The sequence below is a fragment of the Saccharopolyspora sp. NPDC049357 genome, assembly GCF_040677225.1.
GTDB lineage: Bacteria > Actinomycetota > Actinomycetes > Mycobacteriales > Pseudonocardiaceae > Saccharopolyspora.
Genome location: NZ_JBFAQJ010000058.1, coordinates 11,400 through 37,880 on the forward strand (window position 1 = coordinate 11,400; position 26,481 = coordinate 37,880).

A 26,481-nucleotide genomic window follows, 5' to 3' on the forward strand; every position below is an offset into this window, starting at 1 on the left:
ATTTCAGTGGAAATCAGGCCCCGGATTTCCACTGAAACCGGGGATCCGAGTTCCATGGAAATCCGGTCACCGCTCGACGGGGCGGGGTCGGACGATCGGGGCTGTGAGGGCCACCACGAGGGCCAACGCGGCCGGGATGAGGAGCGCAGTGGTCAGGTCGGTCCAGTGGGTGATGACGCCGATGACGACCGGGCCCGCCAGCAGACCGCCGTAGCCGAGGGTGCTGACCTGGGCGAGGTCGCGGCCCGCTCGGGCCGGGTCCCGGGAACCGGCGGCGCTGAAGACCTGCGGGATGATGCAGGACAGGCCGACGCCGAACAGCGCGAAGCCGATGATCGCCGCCACCGGGTGGTGCGACAGCAGTCCCGCGCCCATGCCGACACCCGCGATGAGACCGCAGGTGCGGACCAGCGCGACCGGGCCGAAGCGGGCCACCAGGTGGTCGCCGAGGAAGCGGCAGATCGCCATCATCGTGGAGAACACCGCGTAGCCGATCGCCGCGATCGCCGGGCTCGTCCGCAGCTCGTCGTGCAGGTACAGCGGTGACCAGTCGGCCATCGACCCCTCGCCCAGCGAGCAGCTGAACGCCAGGACGCCCAGCAGCAGGATCGCCGGCGACATGCCGCGAGCACGGCTCCGCTCGGCCACCTCCTGCGGTTCGGCGGGCAGCAACCGCCGACGCGAGGCCCCCACCAGCAGCGCCAGCGCGATCGCCGCCAGCGTGAAGTGCAGCCACACCGGCGTGCTCAGCTGCGCGGCCACCGCCCCGACGCCGGAACCGATCAGACCGCCGACGCTGAACAGCGCGTGGAAGGTGATCACGATGGGCCGCGAGTAGCGCCGCTGCACCTGCATCGCGTGCGCGTTCATCGCCACGTCCACCACGCCGTGCCCGGCGCCGAACAGCACGAGGCCGCCCACCAGCACCGGCAGCGAACCCGCGTAACCCGGCACCAGCAGGCTCGCGGCCATCGCCAGCCCGGCGGGCCCGAGCACGCGGGCGCTGCCGAAGCGGTCGGCGAGGTGCCCGACGACCTGCATCGCCAGCACCGATCCCACGGCGATCGCGAACAGCGCCACCGTCACCTGGCCGTCGTCGAGCCCCAGGTCCTGCTTGATCGCCGGGATCCGCGAAGTCCAAGTGCCCAGCGCCGCACCCGTGGCCACGAAGTAGCCGATCACTCCCCAGCGAGCGCGGCGGTCGGAAACGGCGGGCGCGGAGAGCGTTTCAGACAACGCGGACCTCCACCCCGGCCGCCTCCAGCTCTCCGAGCATGTCGGTGGGCGCGCTGCCGTCGGTCACCACGACGTCCAGGCTCGTCACCGGGCACACGAAACCCAGCCCGGTGCGGGCGAACTTGGCGCCGTGGCACACCGCGATGACGCGTTGCGCCGCGTCCGCCGCCGCGTTCTTGATCGGAACCTCCTCCAGGTCGTGCGCGGTCAAGCCGCGCTCCGCCGACAGGCCGCACACCCCGAGCACGGTGGTGTCGACGCGCAGCGCGCGCAGCGATGTCTCGGTCAGGTGGCCGACGAAGGACAGCTCGCCCGGTTTTGCCCGGCCGCCCGGCAGCAGCAGGTCGACCTCGACGGCGTTGGCCAGGGCGTTCGCCGCGTGCATGTCCAGCGGGATCGCGGTGACCCGGCGCTCGGCCAGCCGGCGCGCGACCTCGCGGGTCGTGGAGCCGCTGTCGAGGATGACCGACTCGCCGTCGGCGATCAGCGACTCCACCTCGGCGGCCAGCCTGCGCTTGACCTCCACCGAGTCGCGTTCCCGCAGCGAGAACGGGGCGGACTGGCCGCGCAGGAAGCTCACCGCGCCACCGCGCACCCGCCGCAGCGCGCCTTCCTCGGCGAGCTGGTCGAGGTCGCGGCGGATGGTCATCTCCGAGCAGCTGGTCGTCGCCGCCAGCTCGGCGACCGTCACCCGTTCGGCCTGGCGAAGCCGTTCGATGATGATCTGGCTTCGTTCTGAACTCTCCACGTGTTCTATCGAACAGGGTTTGTGTTCGAAACGCAAACGCCCTTGAGGGACTGTGTGCGAACCCGCATGGGGGCATCGCCGGTCGTGGGGGACAATGGGCGGTGGTCGGTCGGCGGCACACGGGCCGCGGCCGTTCGTCGGCCCACGAGGCCGACCGGGGTGCCGCAGGAGGAGATCGTGAGCTTGGCCCAGGAGCGCAACCTTCGGTTGGTGCGAGACGACAGCGCCGAACCCGGTGTGCGGCTCGGTGACATCAGGCTGCGCAACCGCCTGGTCACCTCGTCCAGCCTGCTCGGCTACGGCGTGGCCAACGCCAAGGTCATGGCCTACGGCATGAGCCCCATCTCGAACTTCGTGCCGCTGGAGCGCTTCGGCGCCGTCACCACCCGCACGGTCACCGTCGAACCGCGCGAAGGCCACTTCACCACCAAGGACGACTGGGAGCTGCGCGAGCTGCCCGGCCTGCTCAAGCGCTACGGGCAGGCCCTGCGGCAGGTCGACGGCGGCTGGCTCAACGCCTTCGGCTGGTGCAACGTCGGCATCGACGCCTACCTGCGCGACTACTACCCGCGCACCCGCGCGCAGAACACGATCATGTCCATCGGCGGCTTCTCCGCCGAGGAGTTCGTGACCCTGGTCGACAAGGTCAACGCCGCCGTGCCCGTCGGCGAGATCGCGGCGCTGGAGTTCAACGTCTCCTGCCACAACGTCAACTTCGACTTCAACCAGATCATCGAATCGGTGCTGGCCGACGCCGTGCCGCGCAGCAACCACCCGGTGATCCTCAAGCTCTCGCCCGACTACGACTACATCGGCCACGCCCGCCTCGCCGCCAAGCACGGCGTGTCCGCGCTGACCGCGATCAACACCGTCAAGGGCCTTCGCCTCGACCCGGAAACCGGCACTCCGCTGCTCAAGAACGGCTTCGGCGGGCTGTCCGGCCGCGCGATCAAGCCGATCGGGCTGCGGGTGGTCAAGGAGCTGCGCGACGCCGAGGTGACGCTGCCGATCATCGCCACCGGCGGAATCCGCAGCTTCGACGACTGCCGCGAGTACTTCTGGGCCGGTGCCGACGCCGTCAGCCTCGGCAGCGCCAGCTGGTTCGCCAGCTACCCGGGATACGCGCTCTCGCCGGTCTACGGTGCGCGGATCCGGAACCTGTTGCGACGCATCGAGAACTACACGCCTCCGGCTCGGTGAAACGCGGCCTGCGAAGCCGCCCGGGATGGTAGACAGTGATCAACGGCACTGCTGTCTGCTGATGGGGGAGGCCACTGGTGGCCGGTTACGGGGAATTCGGGAGCAGTCTGAGGGACCTGCCGCGGCTGCGCGCCACCCGCCGCGGCAGGGTGTCGAGCTGGGACACCTCCGGCGGCAACCAGGACAACGTGCGCGTCATGCCCGGCGAGACGCGGCTGCTCGCCGACATCACCGGGCCCGGGGTGATCACCCACATCTGGTGCACCGTCGCGCTCGACCACGCCGGTGAACCTGTCGAGCTGGAAGCCGACTACCTGCGACGGCTCGTCCTGCGCATCACCTGGGACGACCAGCCGCACCCCGCCGTGCTGGTGCCGCTCGGGGACTTCTTCGGCGTCGGCCACGCGCACAGCGTCAACTTCAGCTCCGCGCCGCTGCAGATGAGTCCGCAGGACGGCAAGGGCTTCAACTGCTGGTTCGCGATGCCCTTCGCCGGCCGCGCCCGCGTCGAGCTGATCAGCGAGATGAGCGTCAAACCCGTGACGTTCTACTTCTACGTCGACTACGAGAGCTACGGCGAAGCCGACCCCGAACTGGCCTACTTCCACGCCCAGTGGCGGCGGCAGAACCCCACCGACGGCGTGCCGCAGGGCGACCAGACCAACGAGGAGTTCCTCTTCGGCGGCCACAACACCGACGGCGCGGGCAACTTCGTGATGCTGGAGGCCGAGGGGCGCGGGCACTACGTCGGCACCGTCCTCAACGTGCACAACCTGCGCGAGACCGCTGAGTGGAACTGGTACGGCGAGGGCGACGACATGTTCTTCATCGACGGAGAGCCCTGGCCGCCCCGCCTGCACGGCACCGGGACCGAGGACTACTTCAACACCGCCTGGTGCCCGAACCAGGAGTTCCACGGGCCCTACCACGGCATCACGATGCCCGGCGGCGAGAACTGGAGCGGCCAGGTCTCCTACTACCGCTTCCACATCGAGGACCCGATCGTCTTCGACCGCTCCATCAAGGCCACCATCGAGCACGGCCACGCCAACAAGCGCTCGGACGACGTCTCCTCGACGGCCTACTGGTACCAGACCCTCCCGGCGCTCCCGGTCACCCTCGCCCCGGTGGAGGAGCGCCTCCCGCGCCCCCTCTGACCGTCACCCGACCAGGGAAGTTCTCTTCGAATTTCGCGCGAAGTTCGAGTCCGAAACGAGGGACTCGAATTTCGCGCGAAATTTGAACGCTGCGTGCGCCGGTCGAATTTCGCGCGAAATTGGAATGGCCGCCCTGCCCGGGTGACCCCTAGACGTGGGTCGGGAGGGGCCCGCCGTTGTAGGTGAGGGTGTCGGCGAACGCCTCGGTGAGGTCCACGTCGCGGTCGTCGGCCTCGGCGTAGGCGCGGTGGAGGTTGAGCACGATGCGCTCGGCGTCCGGCCAGTTCGCGAATTCGCCCAGGTCGCAGCGCTTCGCGGCCTCCAGCGGGCTGAGGCCGTCGGTGCGGCCCTTGCGCGCGGTGTCCAGGACGAAGCGGTAGTAGCGCGCGTGGTCCTCCAGGACGCGGGGGAGCGCGGAACCGGGAAACGTGGGCCCGTGGCCCGGAACCACCGCGGTGGGGCGGAATCCGGCGAGCCACTCCAGGGATTTCAGCGCGCCCTCCACCGAACCCATGAACACCAGCGGCGTCACGCCGTGGAACAGCAGGTCGCCGCTGAACAGCACGGTCGCGTCCGGCACCCACGCGACCACGTCCCCGGGCGTGTGGGCGGAGAAACCCGGGTGGTGCAGCTCGACGGCGCGCTCGCCCACGTGCAGGGTCAGCGAGTCCCGCAGCACCACCGACGGTGCGCGGTGCTCGGTGATCTCCCACTGCGGCATGGGTTCCCAGACCGGTGGCGTCGCGGTGAGCAGTGTGTCGGCGAGGATGCCGTCGCGGGTCGCGAAATGCCCCACCACCGCGGTGGAATCGGGCAGCAGCGCGTTGCCGTAGGTGTGGTCTCCGTGCAGGTGCGTGTTGACCGCGAAGCGGATCGGCGCCTCGCCGCCCACCGCGCGGACCGCGTCGAGGAACCGCCGGGTGCGCACCGCCGTCGCGCAGGTGTCCACCAGCACGATTCCGTCATCGGTGATCACCGCACCGGCGTTGTTGATCCACCACGACCCGTCCGGCTGCACCCAGGCGTGCACGCCCGGTCCCACCTCGGCGAGAGCGGCCCGGTCGGGGGCGGATCGATCGGGGCCTCGGTCGGGACGACTGGTGTGGGTGTAGCTCACGGTGGCCTCCCGGCGGCACATGCGAAGATCGTGGACCACCCAGTGTGCCCGCAACCGCACTCGGTGTGGTGACCGGCCGCCGACGAGGCTCGTCGGGGCTCGCACGTAGGCTGGTGGCGTGGCCGACCCGTCCACCTACCGACCAGCACCAGGCACGATCCCGGACGCCCCGGGCGTCTACCGCTTCCACGACGCCACCGGGCGCGTGATCTACGTCGGCAAGGCGAAGAGCCTGCGCAGCAGGCTCTCCTCGTACTTCGCCGACCTCGCCGGGTTGCATCCGCGCACCCGGCAGATGGTCACCACCGCGACCGGCGTGCAGTGGACCGTGGTGGGCACCGAGGTGGAGGCCCTGCAGCTGGAGTACTCCTGGATCAAGGAGTACGACCCGAAGTTCAACGTCCGCTACCGCGACGACAAGTCCTACCCTGTGCTGGCGGTGACGCTGCACGAGGAGTACCCGCGGCTGCACGTCTACCGCGGCCCGCGCAAGCGCGGCGTGCGCTACTTCGGTCCCTACGCCCACGCGTGGGCGATCCGGGAGACCCTCGACCTGCTGCTGCGGGTGTTCCCCGCCCGCACCTGCTCCGCCGGGGTGTTCAAGCGGCACTCGCAGATCGGCCGCCCGTGCCTGCTCGGCTACATCGGCAAGTGCTCGGCGCCGTGCGTGGACCGGGTCAGCGCCGAGGAGCACCGCGGGATCGTCGAGGACTTCTGCGACTTCCTGGCGGGTCAGACCGACCAGCTGATGCGCAAGCTCGACAAGCAGATGCAGGCGGCCTCGGCGGAGCTGGAGTTCGAGCGCGCCGCCCGGTTGCGCGACGACCTCGAAGCGCTGCGCCGCGCGATGGAGAAGCAGGCGGTGGTGCTCGGCGACGGCACCGACGCCGACGTGGTGGCCTTCGCCGAGGACGAACTCGCCGCAGCCGTGCAGGTCTTCCACATCCGCGGCGGCCGCGTGCGCGGTCAGCGCGGGTGGGTGATCGACAAGCTGGAGCAGACCGACACCGCCGCGCTCACCTCGCAGTTCCTCACCCAGTTCTACGGGGAGCAGGCCGCCCTGGCCGATCAGGCCGACGCCGGTGGCAGTCCGGTGCCGCGCGAGGTGCTGGTGCCCGACCTCCCCGAGGACTCCGAGACCATCGCCGGCTGGCTCGGCGAGCTGCGCGGCAGCCGCGTCAGCCTGCGCGTTCCGCAGCGCGGTGATAAGCGTGCGCTCATGGAAACGGTGGAGCGCAACGCCAAGGAGGCGTTCCAGCAGTACAAGCTGCGCCGCGCCGGTGACCTCACCGCGCGCTCGGCGGCGCTGCAGGAGCTGCAGGAGTCGCTCGCGCTGGACACCGCGCCGCTGCGCATCGAGTGCATCGACGTCAGCCACGTGCAGGGCAGCGACGTGGTGGCTTCGCTGGTGGTCTTCGAGGACGGCGTGCCGCGCAAGTCCGAGTACCGCCGGTTCGAGGTCCGCGAGGGCGCCGAAGGCGGCGACGTCGGCTCGATCGACGAGGTCGTGCGCCGCCGCTTCGCCCGCTACCTCAGCGAGACCGCGAAGGAGGAGGCGAGGGAGGACGGAGCCGACGCCCCGTCCGGGATCGACCCGGACACCGGACGGCCCAAGAAGTTCGCCTACCCGCCGAACCTGCTGGTCATCGACGGAGGTGGGCCGCAGGCCAACGCCGCCGCCGACGCGCTGACCGAGATGGGCATCACCGATGTCGCGGTGATCGGCCTGGCCAAGCGCCTCGAAGAGGTGTGGCTGCCCGCCGACCCCGATCCGGTGATCTTGGCGCGCAACAGCGAAGCGCTGTACCTGTTGCAGCGGGTGCGCGACGAGGCGCACCGCTTCGCCATCAGCTACCACCGGTCCAAGCGCGGCAAGCGGATGACGAGCTCCACATTGGACGCCATCCCGGGTCTGGGTGAGACTCGTCGCGCGGCGCTGCTCAAGCACTTCGGCTCGGTGAAGAAACTTCGCCAGGCATCGGTCGAGGACATCGTGGCGGTACCCGGGATCGGCCGCAGCACCGCGGAAACCGTTCACGCGGCGCTGGCCGAAGGGACAGCCGGAAAACAAGGGGAACAAAGTGAGTGACGAGCATTCGGGCATCGAGGTCGCGGTCGTCAGCGGCCTGTCCGGAGCCGGCCGCAGCACCGCGGCCAAGTGCCTGGAGGACCTCGGCTGGTTCGTGGTGGACAACCTGCCGCCGGAACTGATCGCCACCATGGTCGAGCTGGGCGCCCGCTCCAGCGGCCAGATCACCCGCGTCGCGGTGGTGATGGACGTGCGCAGCCGCGCCTTCACCGAAGACCTCGGCTCGGTGATCAAGGATCTCGACGCCCGCGGCTACAAGCCGAAGGTGCTGTTCCTGGAGGCCACCGACGAGGTGCTGATCCGCCGCTTCGAGCAGGTGCGGCGCGGCCACCCGATGCAGGCCGACGGCCGCCTGGCCGACGGCATCGCCGCCGAGCGCTCCCTGCTGTCCCGGCTGCGCTCGGAAGCCGACCTGGTGCTCGACACCACCGGTCTGTCCGTGCACCAACTGCGCAGCAAGATCGAGGACGCCTTCGGCACCGAGGCCAGCACCCGCACCCGCGTGACCGTGCTGTCCTTCGGCTACAAGTACGGCCTGCCGATGGACGCCGATCTGGTCATGGACTGCCGCTTCCTGCCCAACCCGTTCTGGATCCCCGAGCTGCGCGAGTTCAACGGCCTCGACGAAGAGGTGCGCAACTACGTGCTCGGCCAGGAGGGCGCCGAGGAGTTCATGGACAGCTACCAGCAGCTGCTGCGGCTGGTCGGCGCCGGCTACCACCGGGAGGGCAAGCGCTACCTGACGCTGGCGCTGGGCTGCACCGGCGGCAAGCACCGCAGCGTCGCGCTGGTCGAGGAACTGGCGCGCAGGCTCGCCGAGGACGACGGGATGATGGTCAAGACGGTCCACCGGGACCTGGGGCGCGAGTGACGGGCGAGGACCGGCCACTCCGCGCGGTCGCCCTGGGCGGCGGGCACGGGTTGCAGGCGTCGTTGGCGGCGCTGCGCCGGATCACCTCCGACGTGACGGCCGTGGTCACGGTCGCCGACGACGGCGGGTCCTCGGGAAGGCTGCGCCGCGAGCTCGGCCTGCTGCCGCCCGGCGACCTGCGCAAGGCCCTCGCGGCGCTGGCCGACGACGGGGAGCAGGGGCAGCTGTGGTCGCAGGTGTTCCAGCACCGCTTCGGCGGTTCGGGAGCGCTGGCCGGGCACGCCGTCGGCAACCTGCTGCTCGCCGGTCTGCTGGAGGTGCTGCAGGACCCGGTCGAGGTTCTCGACCACGCCTGCGCGCTCCTCGGCGTGCGGGGACGCGTGCTCCCGATGTCGACGCGACCGCTGGACATGATCGGCGACGTCGTCGGTTTGGACTCCGACCCGGAGGCCGTGCGCACCATCCGAGGCCAGGTCGCTCTCGCCAGTACACCCGGTCGTGTGAAACAAGTGCGATTGCACGCGAACGGTGATGGTCCCCCAACGGCGTGCCCGCAGGCCGTGGAGGCCGTCACCGGCGCCGATCTGGTGCTGCTCGGACCCGGCTCCTGGTTCACCAGCGTCCTGCCACATCTGCTGGTCCCGGAGCTGCACGAGGCTCTGGTGACCACCTCGGCACGGCGTTTCGTGGTGCTCAACCTCATCCCTCAGCCGGGTGAGACGGCGGGCTTCTCGCCCGAACAACACCTGGACGTACTCTCGCAACACGCGCCCCGGCTGAAGGTCGACGCCGTGCTGGCCGATGCGGATTCGGTGCCCACTCCGGACCGGTTGCGCTCGGCGGCCTCGGACCTGGGCGCCTGGACCTTGCTGGACAAGATCGCCGCGCCCGCCGTGCCGGGACGGCACGACCCGCAGGCGCTCGCGGCGAGCCTGCGGGCCGCACTGGAGAGGAGGACGGACCAGTGGCGATGACCGCGGCGGTCAAGGACGAGTTGAGCCGGTTGTCGGTGAGCAAGACGTGCTGCCGACGAGCGGAGGTCTCGTCGTTGCTGCGCTTCGCCGGCGGACTGCACATCGTCGCCGGCCGGGTGGTGGTCGAGGCCGAACTCGACAGCGGATCCACCGCGCGCAGGCTGCGCAAGGAGGTCCACGAGCTGTTCGGACACCACTCCGACGTTCACGTGATCACCTCCGGGGGCCTGCGCAAGGGGACCCGCTACGTGGTGCGCGTGGTCAAGGACGGCGAAGGCCTCGCCCGGCAGACCGGGCTGCTCGACCCGCGCGGACGTCCGGTGCGCGGGCTGCCCGCGCACGTGGTCTCCGGCGGCTCCTGCGACTCCGAAGCCGCGTGGCGCGGCGCCTTCCTGGCGCACGGCTCGCTCACCGAGCCCGGCAGGTCGTCCTCCCTGGAGGTCACCTGCCCCGGACCGGAAGCCGCGCTGGCGCTGGTCGGCTCGGCCCGGCGGATCGGGGTGTCGGCCAAGTCGCGCGAGGTGCGCGGCGCGGACCGCGTCGTGGTCCGCGACGGCGACGCCATCGGGGCCCTGCTGACCAGGCTCGGCGCGCACTCCAGCGTGCTGTCCTGGGAGGAGCGGCGGATGCGGCGCGAGGTGCGCGCCACCGCCAACCGGCTGGCCAACTTCGACGACGCGAACCTGCGCAGGTCGGCCCGCGCGGCGGTCGCCTCGGCCGCCCGCGTCGAGCGGGCCCTGGACCTGCTCGGCCCGAACGCTCCCGACCACCTCACGGTCGCCGGCCGGCTGCGACTGGCCCACCGCCAGGCGTCGCTGGAGGAGCTCGGCCAGCTCGCCGACCCGCCGATGACCAAGGACGCGGTCGCCGGCCGCATCCGGCGACTGCTGGCGATGGCCGACAAGCGCGCCCGTGAGCTGGGTCTTCCGGACACGGAGTCAGCGGTAACAGCAGAAATGCTCGAAGCCGAGGCTTGATTTCGGGTATTCCAGATTCGACTTGCTTCGCGGTGCGGGTGGCGGAACCTGACACGTCGTCTGGCTGCGGGATCCGTTGCTGATGTATGTCCAATACACGGCGCAACGGCTGTCCTCGCCAGACGACGTGTCAGAACCCGCGGCGGTGCCGGTTGCTCTGGTGGGGTACTGAGGAAGCGGCTTCGCCGCTTGCCTGGCGGTGTGGGTTTTGGGTGGTCGGGGCTGGGAGCGGCTTCGCCGCTTCGTCGCTTCGCCGAACCGGTGCAGAGATTCCGATCACCGGTGGCGGTTTTTCGTCACGTCCCGGGATGGGCTTCTGAACTGCAAAGATGACGCCCGCTGGGGGTTCGGCGGGTATGCTCGGCGTCGCTCGCCCGAACGCGCTGTGACAGCCCGCGACCGCCCACGTGCGGGGGCTGCCGCGGCAGATAGGGTGAGCCCGAGACCATCAACTCACCCGCCGAAGTCATCGGCCGGGTCAGTCACGAGGAGAGATCGGCGTGACCGTTCGCGTAGGTATCAACGGCTTCGGTCGGATCGGGCGGAACTTCTGGCGTGCGGCGACCGCCAGCGATCACGACATCGAGATCGTGGCCGCCAACGACCTGGGCGATGTCGCGACCATGGCGCACCTGCTCAAGTACGACACCATCCTCGGTCGTCTCGACCAGGAGGTGAAGGTCACCGGTGAGGGCATCGAGGTGGGCGGCAAGCTCATCAAGATCCTGGCCGAGCGCGACCCGGGCAAGCTGCCGTGGGGCGACCTGGGTGTCGACGTCGTCGTCGAGTCCACCGGCTTCTTCACCAAGGCCGAGGACGCGCGCAAGCACGTCGACGAGGGCGGCGCGAAGAAGGTCATCATCTCCGCCCCGGCCAAGGGCGAGGACCTGACCGTGGTGCTGGGTGCCAACGATGAGAAGTACGACGGCACGCAGACCATCATCTCCAACGCCTCCTGCACCACCAACTGCCTCGCGCCGATGGTGAAGGTCCTCAACGACACCTTCGGCATCGAGCAGGGCCTGATGACCACGGTGCACGCCTACACCGCGGACCAGAACCTGCAGGACGGCCCGCACTCGGACCTGCGCCGTGCCCGCGCCGCCGGCGTCAACGTGGTGCCGACCGGCACCGGCGCCGCCAAGGCCATCGGCCTGGTCATCCCGGAGCTCAACGGCAAGCTCGACGGCTACGCGATGCGCGTGCCGGTGCCGACCGGTTCGGTCACCGACCTGACCGCCACCGTGCAGAAGGCCGCCACCGTCGAGTCGGTCAACGAGGCCTTCAAGGCCGCCGCTGCCGAGGGCCGCTTCAAGGGCATCCTCAAGTACAACGAGGACCCGATCGTCTCCTCCGACATCGTCACCGACCCGCACTCGACGATCTTCGACGCGCCGCTGACCAAGGTCATCGGCAACCAGGTCAAGATCGTCGGCTGGTACGACAACGAGTGGGGCTACTCCAACCGCCTCGCCGACCTCGTCAACCTCGTCGGTTCGAAGCTGGCCTGAGCAAGCACTGGATGAGACCCGCACGAGCCGCAGCGCTTCCGCCCGGCTCGTGCGGGTCTTCCCGTCTCACGAGGAGTTAGACCGTGAAGAACCTCGACGATCTGCTGTCCGAGGGCGTGCGCGGTCGTCGCGTCCTGGTGCGCGCCGACCTCAACGTGCCGCTGGACGGCGACAAGATCACCGACGACGGCCGGGTGCGCGCCTCCCTGCCGACCATCTCCAAGCTCAGCGCGGCCGGCGCGCAGGTCGTCGTGACCGCGCACCTCGGCCGCCCGAAGGGCGAGCCCGACCCGCAGTACTCGCTGGCGCCGGTCGCCCGCCGCCTCGGCGAGCTGCTGCACGCCGACGTCTCGCTGGCCGGTGACCTCGTCGGTGACTCCGCCAAGTCCACCGTCGCCGGGTTGGCCGACGGCGGTGTCGCGCTGCTGGAGAACGTGCGCTTCGACGCGCGCGAGACCAGCAAGGACGACGCCGAGCGCGAGTCGCTGGCCGCCGACCTCGCCGCGCTCGTCGGCGACGGCGCCGCCTTCGTCTCCGACGGCTTCGGCGTCGTGCACCGCAAGCAGGCCTCGGTCTACGACGTCGCCAAGAAGCTGCCCGCCTACGCCGGCGGACTCGTGCTCGCCGAGGTGGAGGTGCTGCGCACCCTCACCGGCGACGCCAAGCGCCCCTACGCGGTGGTGCTCGGCGGTTCCAAGGTCTCCGACAAGCTCGGCGTGATCAAGGCGCTGCTGCCCAAGGTCGACAAGCTGCTCATCGGCGGCGGCATGGCCTACACCTTCCTGGCCGCCCAGGGCCACGGCGTGGGCTCCTCGCTGCTGCAGGAAGACCAGATCGACAACACCAAGAAGCTGCTGGCCGACGCCGCCGACAAGATCGTGCTGCCGGTGGACATCGTGGCCGGCGACCGCTTCGCCGCCGATGCCGAGAAGCGGACCGTCGACGCCGACGCCATCCCGGACGGCTGGATGGGCCTGGACATCGGCCCCCGCAGCGTCGAGCTGTTCGCCGAGGTCCTGCGCGGTGCGGGCACCGTGTTCTGGAACGGCCCCGCCGGCGTGTTCGAGTTCCCGGCCTTCGCCGAAGGCACCCGGGGAATCGCGCAGGCCATCGTCGACTCCGACTCCTTCAGCGTCGTCGGCGGCGGTGACTCGGCCGCGGCCGTGCGCACCCTCGGCCTGCCCGAGGACGGCTTCTCGCACATCTCCACCGGCGGTGGCGCGTCGCTGGAGTACCTGGAGGGCAAGGAGCTCCCGGGTGTTCAGGTCCTGGAAGGTGAAGCCTGATGGCTCGTCAGCCCCTCATCGCCGGCAACTGGAAGATGAACCTCAACCACCTCGAGGCCATCGCCCTGGTGCAGAAGCTCGCCTTCGCGCTGCCGGAGAAGTACTTCGCCAAGGTCGAGGTGGCGGTCATCCCGCCGTTCACCGACATCCGCAGCGTCCAGACGCTCATCGACGGCGACAAGCTGCTCATCAAGCACGGCGCGCAGGACGTCTCCGAGCACGAGTCCGGTGCCTACACCGGTGAGGTCTCCGGACCGATGCTGGCCAAGCTCGGGTGCAGCTACGTGGTGGTCGGTCACTCCGAGCGCCGCGAGTACCACGGCGAGACCGACGAGCTCGTCAACAAGAAGGTCCGCCAGGTCCTCAAGAACGAGATGTCGCCGATCCTCTGCGTCGGCGAGGCCCTCGACGTGCGCGAGGCCGGCGGCCACGTGGAGCACTGCACCACGCAGCTCATCAACGGGCTCAAGGGCCTCAAGGCCGAGCAGGTCCGCCAGGTCGTCGTCGCCTACGAGCCCGTCTGGGCCATCGGCACCGGCAAGGTGGCCACCGCCGCCGACGCCCAGGAGGTCTGCGGCGCGCTGCGGCAGGCGCTCAGCGACAAGTACGGCAAGGAGATCTCCGACGAGATCCGCGTGCTCTACGGCGGCTCGGTGAAGTCCAGCAACATCGGTGAGCTGGTCGGCCAGACCGACGTCGACGGCGCGCTGGTCGGTGGCGCGAGCCTCAACGCCGACGAGTTCGCCAAGCTCTCCGCCATGGCCGCGGGCGGCCCGCTGCCGTGACCTGCGCGAGAGGGCGCCCCGGTCCGCGCCGGGGCGCCCTCTCGTCGTTTCGGGTGAATTCCACTTCAAGATTTCCGGTGTCCGGTTGTCGCCCGCCGAAGAATCGGTGGTCGGCGTGTGGGACCCTCGGTGCGTAAATGGGTGGACTGGTCAACTGGGGGTTGGCGGGCCGGTACTCTAGGTTGCGAACCGCTGTGCGAACGAGGACGATATGACTCTTTTCCTGCAGATCATGTTGATCGTGACGAGTGTCCTGCTGGTGCTGCTTGTCCTGCTGCACCGGGCCAAGGGGGGCGGACTCTCCTCGCTGTTCGGCGGCGGTATGCAGTCAAACCTGGCCGGCTCCAGCGTGGCGGAGAAGAACCTCGACCGGATGACGCTGTTCGTCATGGCGCTCTGGGTCATCTCCATCATCGGCGTCGGTCTGTTGATCAAGATCGGTTGATCGACCGGCCTGTTGACGGTCGATCAACCCCGGGCCGCTTGGTGGGTGAGGATGGATGACTGGCGGTAATGCCATTCGCGGCACTCGTGTGGGCTCGGGCCCCACGGTAGGCGAGTCTGAGCGGGGGGAAGCCGCTCCGCGGAAGCGGATCGACTACTGGTGCGCCAACGCGCACCACAGCAAGCCGTCGTTCGCGCTCGACGCCGAAGTGCCGGAGGAGTGGGACTGCCCGCGCTGCGGACTGCCCGCAGGCCGGGACGAGCAGAACCCTCCGGCGGCGAAGCGCAACGAGCCCTACAAGAGCCACCTCGCGTACGTGAAGGAGCGGCGCAGCGATGAGGACGGGATGAGAATCCTCGACGAAGCGCTGGCAAAGCTCCGGGAGCGCAAGGGGCGGTAGAGGATTCACATTGGAGAGCCGGGTTCGGGATATTGTTCCTGAGCCCGGCTTTCTTTTGGTCAGTTCTACTGCAACTACTCAGTGGTCGTGCTGCGTGGCGGTGCGGGTAGCGGAACCTCAGACGCCTTCTGGCTCCGGGATCCGAGACTTGTGTATGCGCCAATACACCGCGCTGCGGCTGTCCTCCCCAGAGAGCCGCTCAGAACCCGCGGCGGTGCAAGTTGCTGGGGTGGGGTGGTGAGAAAGCACCTCCGGTGCTTGCCTGACGTTGGTTGTTTTGGGCTTGGCTCGTGTTGTTACTGGCGGGTAGGGTCCGTTTGGTCTTTGAGGTTCTCTTGGGAGGCATTCATGGCTTTGGCGACGGCTGATCTGGCGGATCGGGAGGGGCCGGAGGTGCGCAGCTGCGATGTGCAGTTCCGCAACTACGGTGGCGTGGTGGCCTTCGAGGGGCGCGTGCGCACGGTCACCTGCTTCCAGGACAACGCGCTGCTGAAGAAGACCCTCTCCGAGCCCGGAGACGGAGCCGTGCTGGTCATCGATGGCGCGGGCTCGATCCACACCGCCCTGGTCGGCGACCTCATCGCCGAGCTCGGCCGGTCCAACGGCTGGAGCGGCATCATCGTCAACGGCGCGATCCGCGACTCGTCGGTCATCGGCGGCATGGAGTTCGGGGTCAAGGCGCTGGGCACCAACCCGCGCAAGTCCACCAAGACCGGTGAAGGCGTCCTCGACGAGGTCGTCGAGCTCGGCGGCGTGAAGTTCGTGCCCGGCGAGTACGTCTACGCCGACAGCGACGGTGTGGTCGTGGTCAGCGAACCTTGATCGTCCGCTCGAAGTAGGGTGCTGGCGTGAGCGTCATCCCTGCCTTCGAGCGCGGGTTCGCCGCCGTCGTGCGGCGTCCATCGGTGCCGATCGTGCTGGGCTTCGCAGCCCTGATCGCGGTCGGCACCGTCGCGTTGATGATGCCGTTCTCGACCGAGACCGGTGAGCCCACCGACCTGCTCCCCGCGCTGTTCACCGCCACCTCGGCGGTCTGCGTGACCGGGCTGATCGTGCTGGACACACCCGCCTACTTCTCCACCGCAGGCGAAGTGGTCATCATGGTGCTGATCCAGCTCGGCGGCCTGGGCATCATGACAGTTGCCTCGCTGCTAAGCCTGCTGATGTTCCGCCGGTTCGGGCTGCGGATGCGGCTGACCGCCCAGGCCGAGACCAAGGTCCTCGGGCTGGGCGACGTGCGCCGCACGGTCTTCCGGGTGATCGGCCTCAGCCTGCTGTTCGAGCTGGTCGTGGCGGCGCTGCTGACCGCGCGGCTGATCACCGGCTACGAGCTCGGTCTGGGGCGGGCGATCTACGAGGGCGTCTTCCACGCGATCTCGGCGTTCAACAACGCCGGGTTCGCGCTGCGCAGCGACAACCTGATGTCCTTCGCCACCGACCCGTTCTTCATCCTGCCGATCTGCCTCGCGGTGATCGCCGGCGGCCTCGGCTTCCCGGTGTGGGTGGAGATCTTCCGGCACCTGCGGGTGTCCCGCCGCTGGACGATGCACGCCAAGGTCACCCTGCTGGCGACCGCGCTGTTGCTGGTCGTGGGCGCGGTCGGGATCACCGCCGCCGAGTGGACCAACCCCGGCACCCTCGGTCCGATGCCGTGGCCGGGCAAGCTCCTGGCCGGGTTCTCCACCGGGGTCATGCCGCGCACCGCCGGGTTCAACAGCCTCGACGTCGCCGCCTTCCACCCCGGGACGCTGCTGCTGCAGGACATCCTGATGTTCATCGGCGGCGGCAGCGCCGGTACGGCCGGTGGTATCAAGGTCACCACGTTCGCGCTGCTGGCGTACGTGATCCTCGCCGAGATCCGCGGCGAGCCCACCGTGCACGTGATGGGCAGGCAGCTGCCGTCAGCGGTGCAGCGCCAAGCGCTGACGATCGTGCTGCTCGGGGTCGCGTTCGTGATGCTGACCGTGCTGATCCTGCTGGTGATCAGCCCGTTCGGGCTGGACCAGGTCCTGTTCGAAGCGGTGTCGGCGTTCGCCACGGTCGGCCTGTCGACCGGGATCACCGCACAGCTGCCGCCCTTCGGGCAGATGTTGCTGGTGCTGCTGATGTTCGTCGGCCGGCTCGGTCCGGTCACCCTGGCTTCCGCGCTCGCACTCCGCGAACGCGTCCGTCGTTACGAACTACCGGAGGAGCGACCCATCGTTGGCTAAGAACGACGACACCAACCAGATCGTGGTCATCGGGCTCGGCCGCTTCGGCAGCTCGCTGGCAGCCGAACTCGTGCGGCGCGGCTCGGAGGTGCTGGCGCTGGACTCGCGGCCGAACGAGGTGCAGCGCCACGCCGACGAGCTCACCCACACCGCCGTCGCCGACAGCACCGACCCCGAGACCCTGCGCCAGCTCGGCGTGCACCAGTTCAAGCGGGCCGTGGTCGCCATCGGCACCGACCTGGAGGCCAGCATCCTCACCACCTCGCTGCTGGCGGACTTCGGCATCCCGCACATCTGGGCCAAGGCCACCAGCCGCCAGCACGGACGCATCCTGGAGCGCGTCGGCGCGCACCACGTGGTGCTGCCCGAGCACGAGATGGGGGAGCGGGTCGCGCACCTGGTCAACGGCCGGATGCTCGACTACATCGAGCTCGCCGAGCACTACGCGCTGGTCAAGACCCACGCGCCCGCCGAAGCCGTCGGCAACACCCTGGGCGAGCTGAAGCTGCGCTCCAAGTACGGCGTGACGGTCGTCGGCATCAAGCGGCCGGGGGAGGACTTCACCTACGCCACGGCCGAGACCACCGTCGGCCAGCAGGACACCCTGATCGTCGCGGGAACCACCACCCAGGTCGAAGCCTTCGCCGAGCGCACCTGAGCTTCCAGCGCTCGCACGTCGTTCCCAAACGACCCCCGGGTCGGTATGCTTCTGTATACAGTCGTGTGCAGGAGGTGCGTGGTGGACTTCGACGTCGTGGTGGTCGGCGGTGGCAACGCGGGGTTCTCGGCGGCGCACTCCGCCGCCGAGCGGGGTGCCCGGGTGTTGCTGCTGGAGAAGGCCCCGGAAGCCGAGGCGGGCGGCAACTCCTTCTACACGGCCGGGGCGTTCCGGTTCACCTTCGACGACATCGACGAGGTGGCCGACCTGCTCGAACCCGATGAGCGGCACGCCGACTCGGTCGTGCCCGCCTACCCGCCGAGCGCGTTCCACGCCGACATGGACCGGGTGACCGGGGGCCGCTGCGATCCGGTTCTCACCGAAGTGCTGGTCTCGCGGTCCACCGACACCGTGCGGTGGCTGGCGGGCAAGGGCCTGACCTGGCGGCTGATGTACGAGCGGCAGGCGTACCTCTCCGGCGGCAAGTGGGTGTTCTCCGGCGGGCTCTACGTGGGCACCGTCGACGGCGGCAAGGGCCTGATCGGCCAGCACACCGCGGCCGCCCGGCAGGAGGGCGTCGAGATCCGCTACGGCGCCGAGGTCACCGCGCTGCACCTCGACGACCGCGGCGTCACCTACCGGGCCGGGGGAACCGAGCACCGGGTGTCGGCCGGGGCGATCGTGCTGGCGGCCGGGGGCTTCGAGGCCTCCGCCGAACGCAGGGGCCGCAACCTCGGTTCCGAGTGGGCCGGCGCCTACGTGCGCGGCACGCCGACCAACACCGGCGACGTCCTCGACCTCGCGCTGGCCGCCGGTGCCGCCCCGCACGGCGACTGGACCACCTGCCACAGCACGGCGTGGGACGCCGACGCCGACCCCGACGGCGGCAACCGCGAGCTGACCAACCAGCTGACCCGGCAGAGCTATCCGATCGGCATCGTGGTCAACCGGGCGGGGGAGCGCTTCGTCGACGAGGGCGCCGACTTCCGCAACTACACCTACGCCAAGTACGGCCGGGAGATCCTGCGCCAGCCCGGCGGCCGGGCCTTCCAGCTCTTCGACGCCAAGACCCGCCCGCTGCTGCGCGCGGAGGAGTACGACTCGCAGCCGATCGCCGCTGCGCAGGCCGACACGCTTCCCGAACTCGCCGAGGCGTTGGGCATCGACGCCGACCGACTGGCCCGGACCGCGCGGGAGTTCAACGAGTCCATCGTGGACGCCGAGTTCGACCCCGCGGTCAAGGACGGCCGGGCCGCGCACGTCGAACCGCCCAAGTCCAACTGGGCCCTCGCCCTCGACACCCCGCCCTACTGGGGTTTCGCGGTCGGGTGCGGCATCACCTTCACCTTCGGCGGCCTGCACGTCGACGCCGACGCCCGCGTCCTCGACGTCTCAGGCTCGCCGATCGCGGGGCTGTTCGCCTGCGGCGAGATGGTCGGCGGGCTGTTCTCCGGGAACTACCCGGGAGGCAGCGGGCTGACCTCGGGAGCGGTGTTCGGCAGGCTCGCCGGGGCGGGGGCCGCGACCGTCTGAGTATCCTGGCCTTCTGCCAGGTGAACCCAGCGATGAAGGAGATGGCGGCCCTGTCCGAGGTGTACGAGCGGCTGCGCGGCGAGATCGTGGACGGCACCTTCGACGCCGGCGCCAACCTGGTGGAGCTCGCGCTCGCCGAGCGGTACGGCACCAGCCGCACGCCGATCCGCGAAGCCCTCCGCAGGCTCCAGCAGGACGGTCTCGTCGAACGCGGTGACCGCGGCATGCGCGTCCGCTCCCGCAGTCCCGAGGAGATCCTGGAGATCTACGAGGTCCGCATCGCCCTGGAGGCCACCGCGGCTTCGGCCGCCGCGACCCGGCACAGCGACTTCGACCTCATCCGCATCCACAAGGCCCAGTCCGCCATGGACGCCGTGTCCCCGCAGGACCCCGCTGCGATGGCGTCGGCCAACCGCGCCGTCCACGAGGCGATCTGGACCGCGAGCCACAACGGCACGGTCGTGGACCTGCTGACCAGGCTCAACAACCACCTCACCCGCTACCCTGCGACGACCCTGGAGATCCCCGGCCGCTGGGCCGAAGCCCTCGCCGAACACCACGAACTCGTCCAGGCCATCGAGTCCCGAGACGCGGACCGCGCCGGAACCCTCGCCAGAACCCACATGGCCAAAGCCCGAGACCTCCGCCTCCAGCTCTACCGCGAAGCCTGACCCCTCCCGGGTTTCACGAATACCGCAGTATTCCGCTACCCGATTACCGCAGTAATCCGCTACCCGATTACGGCGGTATTCCGGGTTCAGGGGGTGTAGTGGTCCTGGATCACCTGGGCCATGGCTTCTTTGGCGACCGTGTTGAGGGACTTGGCGCTGAAGTAGATGTCGCCCTCGACGTTGGGCTGGCCCGCGTTGAAGGTGAGGTGCTTGGTGAGTTCGGCCGCGTCGGTCCAGTTCGGTTGGCCGACCTTGTAGGCGGCTTGGCCGATGTAGAGCTTCACGTCGGTGCCCTCGACCGTCCGGGACCACCAGGGGACCACCTTGGCGTAGTCGGCCGCCGGGTGGCCGAACTGCCAGTAGACCTGGGGCGCGATGTAGTCCACCCAGCCTTCGCGGACCCAGCGGCGGGTGTCGGCGAAGATCGACGAGTAGGACTCCATGCCCTTGGTGTCCGAACCGGCGGGGTCGCTGCTCGTGTTGCGCCAGATGCCGAACGGGCTGACGCCGAACTCGGTGCGCGGCCGGACCGCGTGCACCCGCTCGTCCAGACCCGCGATCAGGTCGTTGACGTTGTCGCGGCGCCAGTCGTCGATGTTGTCGAACCCCTTGCCGTGCGCGGCGAACGTCCGCTCGTCCGGAATCCGCTGACCGTCGACGGGGTAGGGGTAGAAGTAGTCGTCGAGGTGCACGCCGTCGACGTCGTAGCGCGACACCGCGTCCATGATCGCGTCGCTGACGAACCGCCGGACCTGCGGCACGCCCGGGTCGTAGTACAGCTTGCCGCCGTAGGAGAACGTCCACTCCGGATGGACCCGCGCCGGGTGCGTGGGGAACAGCGAGTTCGGGTCGTCGGTCATGCTGACCCGGTACGGGTTGAACCAGGCGTGGAACGCCAGGCCGCGCTGGTGCGCCTCGTCGACCAGGAACCGCATCGGGTCGTAGCCGGGATCGCGGCCCTGCTGCCCGGTCAGCCAGTGCGACCACGGTTCCAGCGGCGAGGGCCAGAACGCGTCCGCCGTCGGCCGGACCTGCACGAACACCGCGTTCATCCGGTTCGCCACGGCCTGGTCCAGCATCGCCCGGTACTCGGACTTCTGCTGCTCGGCCGACAACCCCTGCCGGCTGGGCCAGTCGGTGTTGGCGACGCTGGCGATCCACACGCCGCGCATCGCGGTGCTCGGCGGCGCGGCGACCCCGGTCGCGCCCAGCAACCCCGCCAGGACCGCTGCCAAACCCATTGCCGTGCCGAGCAAACCGAGCTTCCGCATCGGATCCCCTTCGCCGCGATCACCGACCGCGCCACAGCGTATTGCCCAACCGGGCCCGCCGCACAGGTCATCACCGATCGGGGCGAACGAAAACGCGCCCCCTTCAGCGAGAAGGAGGCGCGTTCACGTTCTTGCCGGAACTCTCAGCCCAGCTGGGCCGCCGCGTCGGTGTCGAGCAGCCAGAGCGTGCGGTCGCGGCCGACGGCTCCCGCAGCGGGGATGTCGACCGGCTTCGCACCGCCCAGAGCGGACGCCACCGGTTCGGCCTTGGCCTTGCCGGTGGTCATCAGCCAGACCTCGGAGGCCGCGCCGATCGCGGGCAGCGTCAGCGAGATCCGGGTGGGCGGCGGCTTCGCGCAGTCGTGCACGCCCACCACCGTCCGGGACTCCTCCCGCACGTACGGCGTGTCCGGGAACAGCGAGGCGGTGTGGCCCTCCTCGCCGACTCCCAGCATCAGCACGTCGAACCGCGGCACCGCCGCACCCTCGGGTGCGAGCTGCGCGAGCAGCTCGGCGTAGCGCGCCGCGGCGGCGTCCGCATCGGCACCGAACTCGCCGTCAGAGGGCGCCATCGCGTGCACCCGCGCCGGGTCGACGTCGACGTGGTCCAGCAACGCCTGCCGGGCCTGCGTCTCGTTGCGCTCGCCGTCGCCGTCGGGCAGGAACCGCTCGTCGCCCCAGAAGACGTCCACAGCGGACCAGTCCACCGCGCCCAGCGCGGGGGAGAGGCGGACCTGCTCCAGCACGCCGATGCCGGTGCGGCCACCGGTGAGCACCACCGACGCCGAGCCGCGAGCGGCCTGCGCGTCGGTGATCGCGGTGATCAGCCGGGCCGCCACCGCGGCGGCGAGCACGTCGCCGCCGGAGTGGACCAGGGCCTCGGGACGGCTCACTGCTCGTCCCCTTCCTCGTCTTCGGAGCTCTCGACGTCCTCACCGCGCACGATGCCCTTGAGCCCACTCAGGGTGACCTCGTAGATCTCGTCCGGGTCGAGGCGGCGCAGCTCCTCGCTCAGGCAGTCCTGGACCTCGCGGCGCTGCAACGAGATCCGCCGGTCCGGTTGCCCCGGCTGGGTCAGCGTGCCGACCTTGCCGTCCGGCCGGACGATCTCGACGTTGCCGGAGGGGCGCTCCAGCAGGGCCGAGTAGATGCCCGAACCGGCCCGCTCGCTCTCCAACCGGCGCACCGGGACCTCCAGGTAGGCCGACAGCCAGCCCGCCAGCAGATCCGTGGAGGGCGAGTCGGGGGCACCGGTGACGGTCGCGGAGGTGACCCGCTCGTGCGGCGGCAGGTCCATCGCCGCCGACAGCATCGCCCGCCAGGACGTCAGGCGCGTCCAGGCCAGGTCGGTGTCACCGTCCACGTAGGACTTGACCCGCTTATGCAGGGCCTCGATCGGGTCGCCCTCGGCCGCCGCGTCGGTGATGCGGCGGTGCGACAGCGCACCCAGCGGGTCCTTCGCCGGAGCCTCCGGCGCGTCGGTCGGCCACCAGGTCACCACCGGGGCGTCCGGCAGCAGCAGCGGCACGACCGAACCCGCGCCCTCGTCGGCCAGCGGGCCGTACAGCCGCAGCACGATGACCTCGGAGGCCCCGGCGTCGCCGCCCACGCGGATCTGCGCGTCCAGCCGCGGAGCCGCCTGGCGGGCACCGCTGGCGACCACGATCACGCGGCACGGGTGCTCCCGGCTCGCGTCGTTGGCCGCCTGGATCGCCTTCTCCACCTCGGTGCCGTCACCGGTGGCGATCACCAGCGTCAGCACCCGGCCGAGCGCCACCGCGCCACCGGATTCGCGCAGCTCCACCAGCTTCTTGTTGACCTGCGAGGTGGTTGTCGACGGCAGGTCGATGATCACGGTCGCCTCCAGACGCGTCCGGTGCGGGCCAGCATCTCGTCCGCGGAGGACGGACCCCAGGTCCCGGCCTTGTACGGCTCGGGCTTGCCGCGGGATTCCCAGTGCTCCAGCACCGGGTCCAGGATGTTCCAGGACAGTTCGACTTCTTCGTTCACCGGGAACAGCGAGGGCTCACCCAGCAGCACGTCCAGGATCAGCCGCTCGTAGGCCTCCGGCGAGGACTCGGTGAAGGCGTGGCCGTAACCGAAGTCCATCGTGACGTCCCGGACCTCCATCGAGGTGCCTGGAACCTTCGCGCCGAAGCGCATCGTCACGCCCTCGTCCGGCTGCACCCGGATCACCAGGGCGTTCTGCCCCAGCTCCTCGGTCATCGTGGAGTCGAACGGCAGGTGCGGTGCCCGCTTGAACACCACGGCGATCTCGGTGACCCGGCGGCCCAGCCGCTTGCCCGAGCGCAGGTAGAAGGGCACGCCCGCCCAGCGGCGGCTCTCCACCTCCAGGGTGATCGCCGCGTAGGTCTCGGTGATCGAGTCCGACGCGAAACCGCCCTCCTCGTGCAGACCCGGCACCAGCGAACCGCCCTGCCAGCCACCGGTGTACTGGCCGCGCGCGGTGGTGTGGTCGAAGGGGCCCACCGGCTTGGTCGCCGAGAGCACCTTGATCTTCTCCGCGCGCAGGTCGTCCGGCGAGAAGGAGACCGGCTCCTCCATCGCCGTGAGCGCCATCAGCTGCAGCAGGTGGTTCTGGATGACGTCCCGGGCCGCGCCGATGCCGTCGTAGTAGCCCGCGCGACCGCCCAGACCGATGTCCTCGGCCATGGTGATCTGCACGTGGTCGACGTAGTGCGCGTTCCAGATCGGCTCGAACAGCTGGTTCGCGAAGCGCAGCGCCAGGATGTTCTGCACCGTCTCCTTGCCGAGGTAGTGGTCGATGCGGAACACCGACTCCTCGGGGAAGACGTCGTTGACGATCCGGTTCAGCTCCTTGGCGCTGTCGGAGTCGTGCCCGAACGGCTTCTCGATGACCACCCGGCGCCAGCTCTCGTCGGTCGGGTCGGTCAGACCGGACCGGGACAGCTGCTTGAGCACCGTCGGGAACGCCGACGGCGGCACCGACAGGTAGAAGGCGTGGTTGCCGCCGGTGCCCCGGTCGGCGTCGAGCTCCTTGACGGTGTCGGCGAGCTTGTCGAACGCCGCGTCGTCGTCGAAGGAACCCGGCACGAACCGGATGCCCTCCGCCAGCCGGTCCCAGACCGTCTGGTGGAACGGGGTCCGGGCGTTCTCCTTGACCGCCTCGTAGACGACCTGCATGAAGTCCTGGTCGGCCCAGTCGCGGCGGGCGAAGCCGGTCAGCGCGAAGCCCGGCGGCAGCAGGCCGCGGTTGGCCAGGTCGTAGATCGCCGGCATCAGCTTCTTGCGGGAGAGGTCACCGGTGACGCCGAAGATCGTCAGGCCGCAGGGCCCGGCGATCCGCGGAAGTCTCTTGTCCCGGGGATCCCGCAGCGGGTTCGTCCATTCGCTGCTGTTCACGCTCGTCCTCCCTGGTGGAGGTTCTGCACGGCCTTGACGAGCTCGACGAGCCCGGCCGCGCGGTCGGTGAGGTGCAGGCGCAGCACCGGGCGGCCGTGGTCTGCCAGCACCTGCCCGTCGCCCAGCGCCTGGGCGCGCTGCAGACCGGCCAGCGTGTACGGCCGCTCCGGCACCTCCAGGTCGCCCTCGGAGTCGCCGGTGATCTGCAGGAACAGGCCGTTCTGGTGGCCGCCCTTGTGGTACTGGCCGGTGGAGTGCAGGAACCGCGGACCCCAGCCGAAGGTGGTCTGCAGCCCGGTCCGCCGCGCCAGCTCGGTGCGCAGCACCGCGGCGGAGGCGTCGTCGAGGCGGTCCAGGTAGGCCTGGATCGCCAGGTAGCCGCTGGTCGGGGCGGTGGCCAGGAACGCGCGCAGCGCCTCGGTCACGTTGCCGACACCCGCCGAGGCCCACTCGCCGGAGGTGTGCACCTCGATGGAGCCGTCGACGACCGCCGGGGTCGCCGCGGGCCCACCCGCCGGTCCGTCCAGCAGCGCGCGTGCGGCCTTCTTCGCGGCCTCCACGTCGGGCTGGTCGAACGGGTTGATGCCCAGCAGCCGACCCGCGATCGCGGTGGCGAACTCCCACAGCAGCAGCTGCCCGCCCAGCGGACCGTCGGTGCTGATCCGCGCGGTGTCGACGCCCGGTCCCACGGCCACGGTGGTGGCGTCGGCGCCGGCGTCGACGAAGCCGGGAGCGTCGGGGCTCTCGACCACGACCGGCAGCACGCCGGTGCCGTTCTTGCCGGTGGACTCGGCGATCAGCTGCTCCACCCAGTCACCGAAACCGGCGATGCCGGAACCGGTGTCGGCGAAGACCAGCTTCTCGGCGCCCCTGTCGTGGGCAGCGCCGATGGCGGCGGCGAGGACGACGGCCGGGTTCTCGGGCGAGTCCAGGCTGACCGCCTTGAACGCGCTCGCGGCGTCGTCGAGCAGCGCGGCGATGTCGGCGCCCGCCAGACCGGCCGGGACGAGGCCGAACGCGGTCAGCGCCGAGTAGCGGCCGCCCACGTTCGGGTCGGCGGTGAAGACCTTGCGGTAGCCGGCCTCGCGGGACGCGGTCTCCATCGGGGAACCGGGGTCGGTGACCACGATGATGCGGGTCACAGGATCGATTCCGTTTTGCGAGAAAGCCTTCTCGAAGATCCGGCGGTGCGAGTCGGTCTCGACCGTCGTGCCCGACTTGGAGGAGACGACCAGCACGGTCCGGTCCAGATCACCCGCCAGCGCGTCGGCGACCTGGCTGGGGTCGGTGGTGTCGAGCACCGTCAGCGGGACACCGGCGGTGCCGGTGATCACCTCAGGTGCCAGCGAGGAGCCGCCCATGCCGGCCAGCACGACTCGGTCCAGCCCTTCGGCGTGCAGCTCGGCGCGCAGCGCGTCGATCTCGGCGAGCAGCGGTCGGGAGCTCTCGGCGAGGGTGGTCCAGGAGAGGCGGATGGACGCCTCGGGCTCGGCGTCGGTGCCCCACAGCGTGGCGTCCTGGGCGGCGAGCTTGCCGGCAACCGCGTCGGCGGTCAGCCGCTCGACCAGTGGGCGAGCCTCGGCCGCCAGCGCCGTGTCGGCAATTTCGACAGAAACATCGGTTGCCATGAAGATCCTTCAGGGCTCGAAAGAGTTTTCAGTTCGTGGGTGATTCTCGCCGATCCGGGCCGGTGCGACATGACGCCGCACCGGCCCGGGCCGGCTCAACGCACGTGGCGTTACTTACTTGGCCTGCTCCAGCTGAGCGGCGACCGTGTCCAGGAGTTCGGTCCAGGACTTCTCGAACTTGTCGACGCCTTCGATCTCCAGCGCCTTGAACACGTCGTCGAGGTCGATGCCGGCCGCGGCGAGGTCGTCGAAGACCTTCTGCGAGGCCTCGGCGGTGCCGCTGACCAGGTCGCCGCGCACGTCGGCGTGGTCGGCGGTGGCCTGCAGCGT

25 protein-coding genes are annotated in these 26,481 nt (G+C 70.0%); 16 read left to right on the forward strand and 9 right to left on the reverse strand.

The annotated features are described in order from the left end of the window. Positions 1-66 precede the first annotated feature (66 nt). Both AB0J91_RS30660 and AB0J91_RS30665 read right to left on the reverse strand, forming a co-directional pair. Positions 67-1,236: an MFS transporter gene (locus tag AB0J91_RS30660; protein WP_363875904.1), complete on the reverse strand. Its 1,170-nt coding sequence runs from the start codon at positions 1,234-1,236 to the stop codon at positions 67-69. Further along, positions 1,229-1,984 (reverse strand): DeoR/GlpR family DNA-binding transcription regulator, encoded by a 756-nt coding sequence (locus tag AB0J91_RS30665; RefSeq protein ID WP_363875906.1) that lies wholly within the window; start codon positions 1,982-1,984, stop codon positions 1,229-1,231. Before AB0J91_RS30665 ends, AB0J91_RS30660 begins: the two co-directional genes overlap by 8 nt. Positions 1,985-2,161: 177 nt before the next feature. Between AB0J91_RS30665 and AB0J91_RS30670 the strand changes: the two genes are divergently transcribed. Continuing rightward, positions 2,162-3,184: a dihydroorotate dehydrogenase gene (locus AB0J91_RS30670; protein WP_363875908.1), complete on the forward strand. Its 1,023-nt coding sequence runs from the start codon at positions 2,162-2,164 to the stop codon at positions 3,182-3,184. Positions 3,185-3,261: 77 nt separating this feature from the next. After that, on the forward strand, positions 3,262-4,341 hold the full coding sequence (locus AB0J91_RS30675) for a glycoside hydrolase family 172 protein (protein ID WP_363875910.1): 1,080 nt from the start codon (positions 3,262-3,264) through the stop codon (positions 4,339-4,341). 148 nt (positions 4,342-4,489) lie between these two features. On the opposite strand, the gene AB0J91_RS30680 is transcribed toward AB0J91_RS30675, so the two are convergent. Further along, complete coding sequence (locus AB0J91_RS30680; RefSeq protein ID WP_363875912.1) at positions 4,490-5,458, reverse strand: MBL fold metallo-hydrolase; 969 nt, start codon at positions 5,456-5,458, stop codon at positions 4,490-4,492. 118 nt (positions 5,459-5,576) lie between these two features. Here AB0J91_RS30680 and uvrC point away from each other — a divergent pair, with 118 nt between their 5' ends. The 14 genes from uvrC to AB0J91_RS30750 all read left to right on the forward strand — a co-directional run bounded on the left by uvrC (position 5,577) and on the right by AB0J91_RS30750 (position 19,868). Then, positions 5,577-7,547, forward strand: a complete 1,971-nt coding sequence (uvrC, locus tag AB0J91_RS30685; RefSeq protein ID WP_363786538.1) for an excinuclease ABC subunit UvrC — start codon at positions 5,577-5,579, stop codon at positions 7,545-7,547. Then, entirely contained in the window at positions 7,540-8,418 is an 879-nt protein-coding gene (gene rapZ, locus AB0J91_RS30690) for an RNase adapter RapZ (protein ID WP_132678106.1), read from the forward strand. Before uvrC ends, rapZ begins: the two co-directional genes overlap by 8 nt. After that, positions 8,415-9,392, forward strand: a complete 978-nt coding sequence (gene yvcK, locus AB0J91_RS30695; RefSeq protein ID WP_363875914.1) for a uridine diphosphate-N-acetylglucosamine-binding protein YvcK — start codon at positions 8,415-8,417, stop codon at positions 9,390-9,392. The genes rapZ and yvcK overlap by 4 nt, the downstream gene beginning before the upstream one ends. Further along, positions 9,383-10,369, forward strand: coding sequence for a DNA-binding protein WhiA (whiA, locus tag AB0J91_RS30700; RefSeq protein WP_363786542.1), 987 nt, complete (start codon positions 9,383-9,385; stop codon positions 10,367-10,369). Before yvcK ends, whiA begins: the two co-directional genes overlap by 10 nt. Positions 10,370-10,869: 500 nt before the next feature. Beyond that, entirely contained in the window at positions 10,870-11,880 is a 1,011-nt protein-coding gene (gap, locus tag AB0J91_RS30705; RefSeq protein WP_363786544.1) for a type I glyceraldehyde-3-phosphate dehydrogenase, read from the forward strand. Between the two features lie 83 nt (positions 11,881-11,963). Continuing rightward, the gene (locus tag AB0J91_RS30710; RefSeq protein ID WP_363875916.1) at positions 11,964-13,166 is read left to right on the forward strand and encodes a phosphoglycerate kinase; all 1,203 of its coding nucleotides are present in this window, start codon (positions 11,964-11,966) and stop codon (positions 13,164-13,166) included. Further along, positions 13,166-13,951 carry a triose-phosphate isomerase gene (gene tpiA / locus AB0J91_RS30715; protein WP_363875918.1) on the forward strand — a complete coding sequence of 262 codons (786 nt, stop codon included), beginning with the start codon at positions 13,166-13,168 and terminating at the stop codon, positions 13,949-13,951. The genes AB0J91_RS30710 and tpiA overlap by 1 nt, the downstream gene beginning before the upstream one ends. A 211-nt stretch (positions 13,952-14,162) precedes the next feature. Further along, positions 14,163-14,396, forward strand: coding sequence for a preprotein translocase subunit SecG (secG, locus tag AB0J91_RS30720; protein WP_010310736.1), 234 nt, complete (start codon positions 14,163-14,165; stop codon positions 14,394-14,396). 55 nt (positions 14,397-14,451) lie between these two features. After that, positions 14,452-14,796 (forward strand): RNA polymerase-binding protein RbpA, encoded by a 345-nt coding sequence (locus tag AB0J91_RS30725; protein ID WP_363875921.1) that lies wholly within the window; start codon positions 14,452-14,454, stop codon positions 14,794-14,796. A gap of 348 nt (positions 14,797-15,144) precedes the next feature. Continuing rightward, a complete protein-coding gene (rraA, locus tag AB0J91_RS30730) occupies positions 15,145-15,618 on the forward strand; it encodes a ribonuclease E activity regulator RraA (RefSeq protein ID WP_363875924.1) in 474 nt (157 codons plus the stop codon). Positions 15,619-15,653: 35 nt separating this feature from the next. Further along, the gene (locus tag AB0J91_RS30735; RefSeq protein ID WP_363875951.1) at positions 15,654-17,006 is read left to right on the forward strand and encodes a potassium transporter TrkG; all 1,353 of its coding nucleotides are present in this window, start codon (positions 15,654-15,656) and stop codon (positions 17,004-17,006) included. Further along, on the forward strand, positions 16,999-17,664 hold the full coding sequence (locus AB0J91_RS30740) for a TrkA family potassium uptake protein (RefSeq protein WP_363786554.1): 666 nt from the start codon (positions 16,999-17,001) through the stop codon (positions 17,662-17,664). The genes AB0J91_RS30735 and AB0J91_RS30740 overlap by 8 nt, the downstream gene beginning before the upstream one ends. A gap of 81 nt (positions 17,665-17,745) precedes the next feature. After that, positions 17,746-19,197 (forward strand): FAD-dependent tricarballylate dehydrogenase TcuA, encoded by a 1,452-nt coding sequence (gene tcuA, locus AB0J91_RS30745; protein ID WP_363875927.1) that lies wholly within the window; start codon positions 17,746-17,748, stop codon positions 19,195-19,197. Positions 19,198-19,229: 32 nt separating this feature from the next. Then, positions 19,230-19,868, forward strand: a complete 639-nt coding sequence (locus AB0J91_RS30750; RefSeq protein WP_363875930.1) for a GntR family transcriptional regulator — start codon at positions 19,230-19,232, stop codon at positions 19,866-19,868. A gap of 86 nt (positions 19,869-19,954) precedes the next feature. On the opposite strand, the gene AB0J91_RS30755 is transcribed toward AB0J91_RS30750, so the two are convergent. From AB0J91_RS30755 to AB0J91_RS30780, 6 genes are all read right to left on the reverse strand, one after another. Continuing rightward, positions 19,955-21,139, reverse strand: coding sequence for a family 10 glycosylhydrolase (locus AB0J91_RS30755; RefSeq protein WP_363875933.1), 1,185 nt, complete (start codon positions 21,137-21,139; stop codon positions 19,955-19,957). A gap of 143 nt (positions 21,140-21,282) precedes the next feature. Beyond that, the gene (gene pgl / locus AB0J91_RS30760) at positions 21,283-22,032 is read right to left on the reverse strand and encodes a 6-phosphogluconolactonase (protein WP_363875936.1); all 750 of its coding nucleotides are present in this window, start codon (positions 22,030-22,032) and stop codon (positions 21,283-21,285) included. After that, on the reverse strand, positions 22,029-22,994 hold the full coding sequence (gene opcA, locus AB0J91_RS30765; protein WP_363875939.1) for a glucose-6-phosphate dehydrogenase assembly protein OpcA: 966 nt from the start codon (positions 22,992-22,994) through the stop codon (positions 22,029-22,031). Before opcA ends, pgl begins: the two co-directional genes overlap by 4 nt. Beyond that, the gene (zwf, locus tag AB0J91_RS30770) at positions 22,991-24,523 is read right to left on the reverse strand and encodes a glucose-6-phosphate dehydrogenase (protein WP_363786566.1); all 1,533 of its coding nucleotides are present in this window, start codon (positions 24,521-24,523) and stop codon (positions 22,991-22,993) included. Before zwf ends, opcA begins: the two co-directional genes overlap by 4 nt. After that, positions 24,520-26,151, reverse strand: a complete 1,632-nt coding sequence (locus AB0J91_RS30775) for a glucose-6-phosphate isomerase (RefSeq protein ID WP_363875942.1) — start codon at positions 26,149-26,151, stop codon at positions 24,520-24,522. Before AB0J91_RS30775 ends, zwf begins: the two co-directional genes overlap by 4 nt. A 114-nt stretch (positions 26,152-26,265) precedes the next feature. After that, the coding region (locus AB0J91_RS30780; protein WP_363875945.1) for a transaldolase family protein at positions 26,266-26,481 on the reverse strand (216 nt) is incomplete at its 5' end.

Excerpts from the sequence above, each read along its gene's own strand:
- tpiA (WP_363875918.1), top strand. The coding sequence starts at position 13,166 with ATGGCTCGTCAGCCCCTCATCGCCGGCAACTGGAAGATGAACCTCAAC.
- AB0J91_RS30750 (WP_363875930.1), top strand. The coding sequence starts at position 19,230 with ATGAAGGAGATGGCGGCCCTGTCCGAGGTGTACGAGCGGCTGCGCGGC.
- rraA (WP_363875924.1), top strand. The coding sequence starts at position 15,145 with ATGGCTTTGGCGACGGCTGATCTGGCGGATCGGGAGGGGCCGGAGGTG.
- AB0J91_RS30775 (WP_363875942.1), bottom strand. The coding sequence starts at position 26,151 with ATGGCAACCGATGTTTCTGTCGAAATTGCCGACACGGCGCTGGCGGCC.
- secG (WP_010310736.1), top strand. The coding sequence starts at position 14,163 with ATGACTCTTTTCCTGCAGATCATGTTGATCGTGACGAGTGTCCTGCTG.
- AB0J91_RS30755 (WP_363875933.1), bottom strand. The coding sequence starts at position 21,139 with ATGCGGAAGCTCGGTTTGCTCGGCACGGCAATGGGTTTGGCAGCGGTC.
- AB0J91_RS30725 (WP_363875921.1), top strand. The coding sequence starts at position 14,452 with ATGACTGGCGGTAATGCCATTCGCGGCACTCGTGTGGGCTCGGGCCCC.